Annotated in this window: 7 protein-coding genes; 5 read left to right on the forward strand and 2 right to left on the reverse strand. The window is 69.0% G+C overall.

Annotated features, from left to right (window positions below; translation table 11 throughout):
- Positions 1-2 precede the first annotated feature (2 nt).
- Together EJB06_RS19125 and EJB06_RS19130 are read right to left on the reverse strand one after the other, a co-directional pair.
- The gene (locus EJB06_RS19125; protein WP_126075622.1) at positions 3-767 is read right to left on the reverse strand and encodes a histidine phosphatase family protein; all 765 of its coding nucleotides are present in this window, start codon (positions 765-767) and stop codon (positions 3-5) included.
- Between the two features lie 80 nt (positions 768-847).
- Entirely contained in the window at positions 848-2,254 is a 1,407-nt protein-coding gene (locus tag EJB06_RS19130) for an L-cystine transporter (RefSeq protein ID WP_126075623.1), read from the reverse strand.
- A 241-nt stretch (positions 2,255-2,495) separates the two neighbouring features.
- Between EJB06_RS19130 and EJB06_RS19135 the strand changes: the two genes are divergently transcribed.
- The 5 genes from EJB06_RS19135 (at position 2,496) to EJB06_RS19155 (ending at position 12,195) form a co-directional block, all read left to right on the forward strand.
- Positions 2,496-8,120, forward strand: coding sequence for an alpha-2-macroglobulin family protein (locus EJB06_RS19135; RefSeq protein WP_126075624.1), 5,625 nt, complete (start codon positions 2,496-2,498; stop codon positions 8,118-8,120).
- Positions 8,120-10,231, forward strand: coding sequence for a penicillin-binding protein 1C (gene pbpC / locus EJB06_RS19140; protein WP_126075625.1), 2,112 nt, complete (start codon positions 8,120-8,122; stop codon positions 10,229-10,231). Before EJB06_RS19135 ends, pbpC begins: the two co-directional genes overlap by 1 nt.
- 127 nt (positions 10,232-10,358) lie before the next feature.
- Entirely contained in the window at positions 10,359-11,018 is a 660-nt protein-coding gene (locus EJB06_RS19145) for a DUF805 domain-containing protein (RefSeq protein ID WP_126075626.1), read from the forward strand.
- 157 nt (positions 11,019-11,175) lie between these two features.
- Positions 11,176-11,658, forward strand: coding sequence for a DUF805 domain-containing protein (locus EJB06_RS19150; protein WP_126075627.1), 483 nt, complete (start codon positions 11,176-11,178; stop codon positions 11,656-11,658).
- Between the two features lie 45 nt (positions 11,659-11,703).
- The gene (locus tag EJB06_RS19155) at positions 11,704-12,195 is read left to right on the forward strand and encodes a DUF805 domain-containing protein (RefSeq protein ID WP_126075628.1); all 492 of its coding nucleotides are present in this window, start codon (positions 11,704-11,706) and stop codon (positions 12,193-12,195) included.
- Positions 12,196-12,210: the final 15 nt, after the last annotated feature.

Below are 12,210 nucleotides of genomic sequence, written 5' to 3' on the forward strand. Positions count from 1 at the left end.
GCCTACGCTTTCGGAGCAGCGGGCACATCTTTTTGAGCCGTGACCGGCGTGCCTGCCGCTTCCAGCGGAGCGACAAAGTTAGTCAATTGCAAGCCGAGCTTGCCGTGCTTGCCGTCGTGCGGATTGAAGCTGTACGAGGTCACCGAGCAGTTCGGCACGTCGCCGGCGCGGTCGAAGGCCAGGATCGAGGACTCGTCGAGCCGTTCGAACAGGTAGCGGAAGCAGTTGACCGTCACCTGGTGGCCGACGATCAGCACGCGTTCCTTGCAGAACTCGCGGGTGATGGTGTCGATGATGCTGCGCAGGCGCAGGATGACGTCGCACCAGCTCTCGCCGCCGGGCGGGCGGAAATAGAACTTGCCGACGTGCTGGCGCTGCTCGTACAGCTCGGGGTACTTGTGCTCGATGCCGAGCGTGGTCAGGCGGTCGAGGATGCCGAATTCCTTTTCGCGCAGGCGCTCGTCCACGTGCACCGCCATCAGGCTGTCGCGGCCCAGCTGTTCCATGATGATGCGGGCGGTGTCGGCCGCGCGCACATAGGGCGAATGCAGCACCACGTTGGGCCGCTGGTGTTCCGGCATGGCCGCGAACCAGGCCGCGAGGGCGCGCGACTGTTCGGCGCCCAGGGCCGAGAGCGGCACGTCGACGTCGCGCTCGGCGATGTCGATATGCAAGCCGCCGGCCGCATCCGCCGCGTCGCGCGCCACGTTACCGGCGCTTTGTCCGTGCCTGACCAGCCAGATCTGTTGGGGCCACTTTTGTTCCATCGATTCGCCTGTCGTTGACATGTTGACACGGCGCCATCATAGACGGATTCGGCAGCGGCTCAGCGCACGTTACGCGCGATTTACGCTGCTTTCTCGTCGGCATCGAGATTCGCGGCGGCATCGCTGTTGAAGACCGCCATGTCGGTCTGGCCGAGCACGCGGCTGGTGACGGTGCCGGCGGCGATCGAGCCGCTCACGTTGAGGGCGGTGCGGCCCATGTCGATCAAGGGCTCGATGGAAATGAGCAGGCCGGCCAGCGCCACCGGCAAGTCCATGGCCGACAGCACGATCAGCGCGGCGAAGGTGGCGCCGCCGCCCACGCCGGCCACGCCGACCGAGCCGACCGTGATGATCGCGATCAGCGGCACGATGAAGTTCAGGGTCATCGGGTCGATCCCGACGGTGGGCGCGATCATCACCGCCAGCATGGCCGGGTAGATGCCGGCGCAGCCGTTCTGGCCGATGGTCGAGCCGAACGAGGCGGCGAAGTTGGCGATGCCTTCCGGGGTGCCGAGGCGGCTGGTCTGGGTCTGCACCGACATCGGGATCGAGCCGGCGCTGGTGCGCGAGGTGAAGGCGAAGGCCAGCACCGGGAAAATCTTCTTCACGTAGCGCGCCGCGTTCAGGCCGGAGGCGCTGATGAGCAGCAGGTGCACGCAGAACATCAGCAGCAGGGCGCTGTACGAGGCGGTGACGAAACCGAGCAGCTTGACGATGCTCTCCAGGCTCGATCCGGCCACCACCTGGGTCATCAGCGCGAACACGCCGAACGGGGTCAGGCGCAGCACCAGGGTCACCATGCGCATGACGATGGCGTGCGCCACCTTGATGAAGCGCTCGAAGGCGTCGAAGATCTCCGGCTGCCTGGCCGCGATGCCGGTCGCCGACATCCCCACGAAAATCGAAAACAGCACCACCGCGATGGTCGAGGTCTTGCGCGCGCCGGTCATGTCGAGGAAGGGATTGGCGGGAATGAAGCTGATGATCATGCCCGGCAGCGAGATCGCCTGCGCCGTGTTCAGGTGTCCTTTCAAATAGTCGCCGCGCGCCACTTCGGCGGCGGTGGCGGTCAGGCCGACGGCGGACAGGCCGAACAGCTTGGCCATCAGGATGCCGATGCCGGCCGCCACCATCGTGGTCGCCATCAGGATGCCGATGGTCAGCGCGCTGATCTTGCCCAGCGAGGAGGCGTCGCGCAGCTTGAGGATGGCGGCGACGATCGACACCATAATCAGCGGCATGACGATCATCTGCAGCAGCTTGACGTAACCGGTGCCGACGATGTCGAGGTAGGCGCCGGTCTCGGCGATCGTGGGGGAGGGCGCCCCGTACATCAGCTGGAACGCCGCGCCCAGCAGCACGCCCAGGCCGAGGCCGGTAAATACGCGCTTGGTGAAGGAGGCATGCGCTTGCTGCATCTTATACAGGAGGAAGCACACGCCGAGGGCGATGGCCAGGTTCAGGATCACGGGGAAATTCAGGGTCATGCGGGCCTCTTGAGTGGGCGCTGCGCGCGGAAGATGCTGTGCGGCGGCAATGTAACGGACCATTCTAACCATAAAGCTGCTGTACTGCACACCAGCTCGTCCGTGAGCGGGCGTATCAAAACGTTAATATCGTTGACAGCGTCCCCGATGTTTGCAACACTCGCCGCCTTGTCTTGATTCCTGCCAAGCCCGCCGATAACGCGCGGGTCCAAGCTGGAACATCGTCCTACCTGGAGAAACCATGCGCGCCCCGTCCACACTTTTGAGTCTGCTTCCCCTCGCTTGCCTGGCGCTGGCGGCGCAGGCGCAGACCACGGTCGAGGCGTTCACGCCGGCCGGCACGGTCAAGGCCGTGCGCCAGGTCACGGCGCGCTTCTCCGCCCCCATGGTGGCCTTCGGCGACGCCCGCCTGGCCGAACCCTTCGCCATCGATTGCGCCGAGGCCGGCAACGGGCGCTGGATCGACGCCCGCATCTGGACCTACGACTTCGCGCGCGACGTCCCGCCCGGCGTGCGCTGCAGCTTCACGCTCAAGCCCGAGCTGCGCGACCTGGCGGCCCGGCCGCTGGCCGGCACGGCGCGCTTCGGCTTCGATACGGGCGGCCCGAGCGTGCGCGACAGCGCCCCGGCCAGGGGCGGCCTGGCCGACGAGCAGCAGGTATTCATCCTCGGGCTCGACGCGCCGGCGCGACCAGCCAGCATCGCCGCCAAGGCGTACTGCACGGTGGACGGCATCAACGAGCGGATCGGCGTGCGCGTGCTGGCCGGCGCCGAACGCGAGCAGGTGCTGGCCGCGCGCAAGGGCTACGTCGAGCGCTACCTCAAGGATTACGTGAAGCTGGGCGGCGCCCAGCCCAAGGGCAAGGACGAGCTGCCGCTGGCGCTGCTGCAATGCAAGCGCAAGCTGCCGCCGAGCGCCGGCGTCACCCTGGTCTGGGCCGCCGGGATCGAAGGCATGGGCGGGGTGGCCTCCAGCGCCGACCAGTCGCTGGCGTTCAAGACCGGGGCCGATTTTACGGCCAGATTCAGCTGCGACTTCCTGACCGCCGGCGGCCCCTGCGTGCCGCTCATGCCGCTGCGCCTGTCCTTCAACGACCCGGTCGCGCGCGCCGAGGCCGACAAGATCACCCTCACCGGTCCGGACGGCAAGCTGTACAGCCCCTACCGGGACAGCGGCGGCGCGCGCGGCGCGCCGCTCAGCTATCTGCAATTTAACGGTCCCTTCCCCGAAAAGAGCGTCCTGCAACTGGCGCTGCCGCCCGGGTTCAAGAACGACGACGGGCGCGCGCTGGTCAACCAGCATGAGTTCCCGATGACCATCCGGATGGATGTGCTGCCGCCGCTGATCAAGTTCCCGGCCAGTTTCGGCATCATCGAAGCGCGCACCGAACGCCTGCTGCCGGTCACCGTGCGCAATGTGGAAACCAAGCTGGCGGGCAAGCTGCGCGGCGCCGGCGCCATGCTGCGCGTCGACGTGCAGGGCGAGCGCCAGGACCTCGACGTCATCGACTGGCTCAATCGCATGAACGCCAACGCCCCCGACGTCCACACCAGATCCGTGTTTGCGGGCCTCAAGAGCGGCAAGCCGGAAGCGTTCACCTTGCCCGCGCCGGCGAGCGGACGCCCGTTCGAAGTGATCGGCATCCCGCTGCCCAAGCCCGGCTTCTACGTGGTCGAATTCGCCAGCCCCAAGCTGGGGGTGGCCCTGTTCGACAAACAGCAAACCGCCTACGTCAGCGCCAGCGCGCTGGTGACGAATATGGCGGCCCACTTCAAGCACGGCGCCGATTCTTCGCTGGTGTGGGTCACCTCGCTCGACAAGGGCCGTCCCGTGCCCAAGGCGGCGGTGGCGGTGCGCGACTGCGGCGGCAAGCTGCTGTGGCAGGGCACGACCGATCACGCCGGCGTGGCCCGCATCGACAGGCCGCTCGCGCGCGGCGACTGCCGCCGCGGCAACGGCAGCATGTTCATCAGCGCGCGCAGCGGCGCCGACTACACCTTCACCCTGTCGGACTGGGACAACGGCATCGAATCGTGGCGCTTCAACCTGCCGTTCAACCCCGGCGGCAGCACCAGCATCGTCGCCACCGTGTTCGACCGCAGCCTGCTGCGGGTCGGCGAAACGGTGCACATGAAGCACTTCCTGCGCCGCAGCACCAGCCGCGGCATCGAATTCGACACCACCGGCGTCGAGGCCAAGGCCAGCACCTTCACCATTTCGCACCAGGGCAGCGGCACCTCCTACACACTGCCGCTGCGCTGGAATGCCAGCGGCACGGCCGAATACGACTGGGTCATCCCGCCCGGCGCCAAACTCGGTGTGTACGACGTGCGGATCGGGGCCCAGCAGGCCGGCTCCTTCCGCGTCGAGCAGTTCCGCGTGCCGACCATGAAGGCGCTGCTGAACGGTCCGTCCGCGCCGCTGGTCGGCGCCAGCGCCTTCGACCTGGACCTGCAGGTCGGCTACCTGGCCGGCGGCGTGGCCGCCAAGGCGCCGGTCAAGCTGCGCACCCTGACCGAAGAAAAAATGCTGTCCTTCCCCGCTTACGACAGCTTCACCTTCGGTGCGGGCGACGTGCGTGAAGGCGTGCAGGACGACGGACGCTACGACCACGACTACATCACCGACAGCGACAGCGACGACGGCGCCCCCGCCGCCGGCGACGTGCGCACGCGCGCCCTGGTGCTCGACAAGGCCGGCGGCGCGCGCGTGCGCATCGACCAGCTGCCCAGCGGCGAGCGCGCGCGCGACCTGGTGGCCGAACTGTCCTACCAGGACGCCAACGGCGAGACGCTGTCGACCTCGACCCGGATCGCCCTGTGGCCCTCGTCGTACGTGCTCGGAATCCGCGCCGACGACGCGGTCGCGGCCCGCAACAAGGCCAGCTTCGAGGTGGTGGTGCTGGGCGTGAACGGCAAGCCGGTGGCCGATGTCGCGGTCGACGTCGACCTGTTCCAGCGCACCAGCTACACGCACCGGCGGCGCCTGATCGGCGGTTTCTACGCCTACGAAAACACCAGCGAAGTCACGCGCGTGGGCCCGGCCTGCCAGGGCCGCAGCGACGCCAAGGGCTTGCTGCGCTGCGAAGTGCGCACGCCCGCCGACGGCAACCTGATTCTGCGCGCGCGCGCCGTCGACGGCCAGCAGCGCAGCGCCGTCACCCAGCGCGACCTGTGGGTGGCCGGTGCCGGCGACTGGTGGTTCCAGGCCGGCGACAACGACCGCATCGACCTGCTGCCCTCGGCCAAGCGCTACGAGCCGGGCCAGGACGCCACCTTCCAGGTGCGCAGCCCGTTCCGCGACGCCACCGCCTTGATCACGGTCGAACGCGAAGGCATCCTCGACACCTATGTGCGGCGCCTGGACGGCAAGGAGCCGACATTCACCATCCCCATGCTGGGCAAGTACGCGCCCAACGCCTTCGTGTCGGCGCTGGTGGTGCGCGGCCGCGTGGCCGGGGTGCAGCCGACCGCCATGGTCGACCTGGGCAAGCCATCGTACAAGCTCGGGATCGCGCCGGTGCGGGTGGGCTGGAGCGCGCACGAACTGAGCGTGAAGGTCACGACCGACAAACAGGATTACAAGGTGCGCGAGAACGCCACGGTGAGCCTGAAAGTCACGCGCGCCGACGGCTCGCCCGCCCCGGCCGGCACCGAAGTGGCGCTGGCGGCGGTCGACGCGGGCCTGCTGGAACTGATGCCGAACCGTAGCTGGCGCCTGTTGAACGCCATGATGCAGGAACGCATGCTGCAGGTGCAGACGGCGACCGCGCAGATGCAGGTGATCGGCAAGCGCCACTTCGGACGCAAGGCGCTGCCTGCCGGCGGCGGCGGCGGCCAGGGCAGCCGCGAGCTGTTCGACACGCTGCTGTTCTGGAAGGCCCGCATCGTGCTCGACGCCAAAGGCGAAGCGCGCGTGCCGCTCACGCTCAACGACACGCTGACCTCCTTCCGCATCGTGGCCGTGGCCAGCGGCGGCAGCGCCATGTTCGGCACCGGCGAAACCGAGATCCGCAGCAGCCAGGACCTGATCGTGCTGCCAGGCTTGCCGGCGCTGGTGCGCGAAGGCGACCGCCTGCGCGCCGGCGTCACCTTGCGTAACACCACCGAGGCCGCGCTCACCGTCGATGTCGGCGCCAGCGTGGCGGCCGACGGCGGCGCGCCCAAGGCGCTGGCGCGCCAGAGCCTGACGCTGGCGCCGGGCGCGGCGCAGGAAGCCGGCTGGGACTACCAGGTGCCGGCCGGCGCCGGTGCGCTTGCCTGGACCATCGACGCGCGCAGCGCCGGCGCCAGCGACAAGCTGCGCATCGGCCAGAAGGTGCTGCCGGCGGTATCGGTGCGCACGGTGCAATCGACCCTGGTGCGCATCGAGCAGCCGCAGACGGTCAAGGTGCAGGCCCCGGCCGGCGCCATCGCGGGGCAGGGCGGGGTGCGCACCACCTTCGTGGCGCGCCTGGGCGAGAGCCTGCCCGGCGTGCGCGATTACATGACGGCCTATCCGTACCGCGGCATCGAGCAGGATGCCTCGCGCGCCGTGGCCCTGCGCGACAGCGCGCTGTGGGACAAGCTGGCGGCGGCCTTGCCGGCGCAGCTCGACGCCGATGGCCTGGTCAAGTACTACCCGAGCCAGGTGCAGGGCAGCGACAGCCTGACCGCCTACCTGTTGTCGGTCGGCGCCGAAGCCGGCTTCGCGCTCGCGCCGGCGCTGAAAGAGCGCATGGAACAAGGCTTGCGCCAGTTCGTCGAAGGCAAGCTCACGCGTCCCGCGCGCGTGGCCCGGGTCGACACGGCGGTGCGCAAGATCGCCGCGCTGGAAGCGCTGTCGCGCACGCGCCCGGTGGCGCCGGAACTGCTCGAATCGTTTACGATCGAGCCGAACCTGTGGCCCACCTCGGCCGTCATCGACTGGTATGCGATCCTCCAGCGCAGCCCCGCGCTGGCGCAGCGCGAGGTCCAGCTGGCGCAGGTGCAGCAGGTCCTGCGCGCGCGCCTGAACCTGCAGGGCGCGGGCCTGTCCTTCTCGACCGAGAAGAACGATAACTGGTGGTGGCTGATGGCCTCGCCCGACACCAACGCCAACCGCCTGCTGCTGGCCGTGATCGACGACGCGGCCTGGCAGGGCGACATGGGGCGCCTGGCGCGCGGCACCCTGGGACGCCAGCAGAAAGGGCGCTGGGGCTCGACCCTGGCCAACGCCTGGGGCGTGCTGGCGCTGGACAAATTCTCGCGCAAGTTCGAACGCGAGGCGGTCACCGGCAGCAGCAGCGCGGGCCTGGGCAACACGGTCAGGGAAGCGAACTGGAATGCGCGCGGCGTCTCCGTCATCCACCACCCGTGGGGCGCGGGCCAGCAAGACCTGGTCCTCTCGCACAACGGCAGCGGCAAACCCTGGGCCATCGTGCAAAGCCTGGCGGCGGTCGAACTCAAGGCGCCGCTGGCGAACGGCTACACGATCGCCAAGACCATCACTCCGCTCGAACAGAAGGTCAAGGGCGCATGGTCGCGCGGCGACACCTACCGCGTGCGGCTCGACCTCGAAGCGCTGGCCGACATGACCTGGGTGGCGCTGGACGACCCGATTCCGGCCAGCGCCACCCTGCTCGGCAACGGCCTGGCACGCGACGCCATCGCCTTGCCCGGCGCCGAGAGCGATGCCGCTGGCGTGCGGCCGGTCTTCGAGGAACGCACTTTCGACGCCTTCCGCGCGTATTACGACTTCGTCCCCAAAGGCAGATGGCGCATCGAGTACACCGTGCGCCTGAATAACCAGGGCCGCTTCACGCTGCCGCCGACCCGGGTCGAAGCGCTGTACAGCCCCGAGGTGGCGGGCGAACTGCCCAACGCGGCGATCGAGGTGGGACGCTGATGCGGCGCCTGGCCGCCGTGCTGGCGCTGGCCTGGGCCGGCCAGGTGGGCGCGGTGCCCACGCCCGAGCAGGTAAAAACGGCCTACCGCGCCTCGGACGTGCAGCTGCTGGACCGCCATGGCGTGCCGATCGATGCGCTGCGCACCGACATGACGGTGCGGCGCGCGCCGTGGGTGGGGCTGGCCGATATTTCGCCGGCCACGCGCCTGGCGCTGGTGCACGCCGAAGACCGCCGCTTCATGCAGCACGATGGCGTCGATGTCGGCGCGCTCGGCAAGGCCGCCTGGGACAACCTGCTGCGCACCCGCGCGCGCGGCGCCTCGACCATCACCATGCAACTGGCGGCGCTGGTCGACGAGCGCCTGCGCGCCGGCGCCGGGGGACGCAGCTGGGGCCAGAAATGGGACCAGGCCAGGGTCGCGCGCGAACTCGAAGCCGGCTGGAGCAAGGCCCAGATCATGGAGGCCTACCTGAACCTGGTGCCGTTCCGGGGCGAACTGCAAGGCATCGGCGCCGCATCGCAGGGTTTGTTCGGCAAGGCGCCGTCGGGCTTGAACCAGGCCGAATCGGCGATCCTGGCCAGCCTGCTGCGCGCGCCCTCGGCGGCGCCGCGCGTGGTGGCGCAGCGCGCCTGCCTGCTGGCGCGCGAGATCAACCCGGCGGCCAAGTGCGCCGGCATCGAATGGGACGTGGCGGCCGCCTTCAGCCGACCGTCCGCCAGCGCCGCGCAGACCCAGGCGCCGCACGTGGCGCAGCGCCTGCTGAAGGGGATGGGGACGGGCACGGCGCGCCAGGTGCGCAGCACGCTCGACGCGGGCATCCAGCGCGACGCCGCCGACACCCTGCGCGCGCACCTGGCCGCCCTGCGCGAGCGCCATGTGACGCAAGGCGCGCTGGTGGCCATCGATAACGACAGCGGCGAGATTGTCGCCTACGTCGCCAACGGCGGCGCCAGCGAAGTCGATGGCGTGCTGGCGCTGCGCCAGGCCGGCTCCACCCTGAAACCCTTCCTGTACCAGCTGGCGATGGAGCGCGGCTGGATCACGGCGGCCTCGCCGCAGGACGATTCGCCGCTGGAGATCGCCACCGCCGCCGGTCCCTACGTGCCGCAGAATTACGACCGCCAGTTCAAGGGCTGGGTCAGCACCCGCACCAGCCTGGCCAGTTCGCTCAACGTGCCGGCCGTGCGCATGCTGCAGTTGACGGGCCTGGAGCGCTTCCATGCGCGCCTGCGCGCGCTCGGCATGGCCAGCCTGTCCGAGCCGGCCGAATTCTACGGCTTTTCGCTGGCCCTCGGCTCGGGCGACGTCTCGCTGCTGGAACTGGCCAACGCCTACCGCACCCTGGCCAACGGCGGCCTGCACGGCGGCGTCACCCTGCTGCCGCGCGCGCCCCAGCCGAAGACGCGCGTGCTCGATGCCAAGACCGCCTTCATCGTCGGCGACATTTTGTCGGACCGGGCGGCGCGCAGCCTGACCTTCGGGCTGCGCAACGAACTGGCCACCGCCTTCTGGAGCGCGGTCAAGACCGGCACCAGCAAGGACATGCGCGACAACTGGTGCGTCGGCTACTCCGAAAAATACACGGTGGCGGTCTGGGTCGGCAATTTCGACGGCAGTCCGATGTGGGATGTCTCGGGCGTGAGCGGCGCCGCGCCGGTATGGCGCGACGTGATGGAGCGCCTGCACCGCGCCTTGCCCAGCCGCGCCCCGGCCGCGCCGCCCGGGCTGGTGCAGCAGATGGTCAGCTACCAGCCCGCGCTGGAAGCGCCGCGCCGCGAATGGTTCGTACGCGGCACCGAAAGCGCGCAGCTGACCCTGGTCGGCACGGCGCAGCGCCGCAGCGCCATTGTGTATCCGGGCCAGGACGGCGTGATCGCGCTCGACCCGGACATTCCGGCCGGGCGCGAGCGGGTGGTGTTCCGCGCGCAGGGCGCGGCGGGCCTGTCCTGGCGCCTCGACGGCGTGGCGCTGGGCGCGGCCGGCGCCGGCCATGCCTGGCAGCCGGTCGCCGGCGAACACGAACTGGCGCTGGTCGACGCCGACGACAAGGTGGTGGCGACGACCCGCTTCAGCGTGCGCGGCGCGCCTGCGGGGGCGGCCCGTCCTTGACGGCCGGCGCTTGTCGCGCTGGCACCACGCTCCCGGAAAAACTTGACGATAGTTCTATTGATACAATCAATCTTGCCGGTATGATATTGCTACTTTATCAGCGAAATCAATTTTTCCGGAGTCCCACATGAGCAATCTGTATGCCGCCCCGTCGGCCGACATGACGTCCCCCTTCGCCAACAGCCAGACCTACCTGCCGAAGATGTTTCAACTGAACGGCCGCATCGGCCGCGTGCGTTACCTGGTGTATGCCTCGGTCATATCGATCGCCATGATGGTGGTGCTGGGCGTGGCGCTGGCCGTGCTGGCCAAGGTGGTCGGCTTCATGGTGCTGATCGCCATCGCCCTGATCGTGTGGCTGCCGATCTTCGTGATCCTGTTCTTCGTCCTGCGCCGCCGCTTGCACGACATGGGCAAGTCGGGCTGGTTCGCGCTGCTGCAGTTCATTCCGCTCGTGAACCTCGGTTTTTTCCTGTGGGTGCTGTTCGGCCGGGGCAACGAGGGCAGCAACCAGTACGGTCCGGCGCCGGCGCCGAACACCCGTCCGCTGGTGATCGCCGCCTGGCTGATCCCGGTCGCCATGGTCGCGTCGATGCCGAGCTATATGAAATTCGAAGACGAGCTGGTCAAGAAGATGATGACGCCCGCCAGCAGCGCGGACATCGCTACGCAGATGGAAGCCGCAGCGGCGGATTCGGATTCGGTCGCGGGCGTGGGCAATGAAGTCGGCGAGGAAGCCGCCGCGACCGACACCGCGGCGCAAGCCGAGCCGAAGCCGGCCAACTGAACGTCACGAGGACGGCTTGCCATCCCGGCCGCCGCGCCGGGATTTTTTATGTCCGAACGCGATCGCGCCGGTATCGGTATGATAGGGGAACCGCCATCCCTGCCTATTTTACCGTCGTGCTCTCTTGAACAATCCATACGCTCCGCCCGGCGCAGACATGCGCTTGCCTGTCCAACGCCAGCCGGTGTACGCGCCACGCATGTTCGCCTTGACGGGAAGAATCGGACGTGTGCGCTATCTGATGTATCTCTCCTTGCTGCTGGCGCTGTTCATGGGCGCCACGTCGCTCATGCCGGCGACCGGTTGGCCAGCGCGCCTGGCGCTGCCTGTCGTGTCGATCCCATTGCTGGTGGCGGCCCTGATCGTCACGCGCCGCCGCATGAACGACATGGGCCGGTCCGGCTGGTGGGGACTGTTGTACCTGGTGCCGCTGGCGAACCTGACGTTCTGCTTGTGGCCATTGCTGGAAGCCGGTCACGCCGGTGCGAACGAGCACGGCTTGCCGCCGGCGCCCAACACCTGGCCGCTGGCGCTCGGCGCCGCGCTGCTTCCGTTCTGCCTGCTGGTGCTCGTGCCCGCGTATGTCAAACTTGACGACAATCAGGGCGAGCCGTCGCCCGTGCCTGGCGCGGCACGCTGAGGTTGTCGCGACCGGCTGTACCGAACGTAAACAGGAGCAAGCAAATTGGATAATCCCTACGCGCCGCCGGCCTCGGGGCAGGGCGCGCCGCAAGACCGCGGCGCCGCCTACCTGCCGACCCCGTTCAGCCTGGAGGGCCGCATCGGCCGCATGCGCTTCCTGGTGTATGCGCTGTTGCCGCCGACGGTGCTGGTGCTGGTGCTGGCTTACCTGCTCGGGCCGCTCGGGCTGGCCCGGCAGCCCGGCATCGCGCAACTGGCGGGCGCCGCCGTCGGACTTGCGGCGCTGGCGATCGTGCTGGCGATGACGCGCCGGCGCCTGCACGACCTGGCACGCCCGGGATGGTGGGCGCTGCTGATGCTGCTGGCGCCGTTCAACCTGCTGGTGATTGCATACCTGCTGTGCCGCCCCGGCGACGCCGGCTGGAACCGCTTCGGCCCGGCTCCGGACGAGAACACCACGCTGGTCAGCGCGGGCGTGTGGATCATGCTGCTGCTCGGCGTCACGGCGATCGTGGCGCAGTTCGACATCCGCTAGGGAAGCGGCCGCGCG

It is taken from the genome of Massilia atriviolacea (assembly GCF_003953935.1).
GTDB classification, from domain to species: domain Bacteria; phylum Pseudomonadota; class Gammaproteobacteria; order Burkholderiales; family Burkholderiaceae_D; genus Telluria_A; species Telluria_A atriviolacea.

Excerpts from the sequence above, each read along its gene's own strand:
- EJB06_RS19125 (WP_126075622.1), bottom strand. The coding sequence starts at position 767 with ATGGAACAAAAGTGGCCCCAACAGATCTGGCTGGTCAGGCACGGACAA.
- EJB06_RS19130 (WP_126075623.1), bottom strand. The coding sequence starts at position 2,254 with ATGACCCTGAATTTCCCCGTGATCCTGAACCTGGCCATCGCCCTCGGC.
- EJB06_RS19135 (WP_126075624.1), top strand. The coding sequence starts at position 2,496 with ATGCGCGCCCCGTCCACACTTTTGAGTCTGCTTCCCCTCGCTTGCCTG.
- pbpC (WP_126075625.1), top strand. The coding sequence starts at position 8,120 with ATGCGGCGCCTGGCCGCCGTGCTGGCGCTGGCCTGGGCCGGCCAGGTG.
- EJB06_RS19145 (WP_126075626.1), top strand. The coding sequence starts at position 10,359 with ATGAGCAATCTGTATGCCGCCCCGTCGGCCGACATGACGTCCCCCTTC.
- EJB06_RS19150 (WP_126075627.1), top strand. The coding sequence starts at position 11,176 with ATGCGCTTGCCTGTCCAACGCCAGCCGGTGTACGCGCCACGCATGTTC.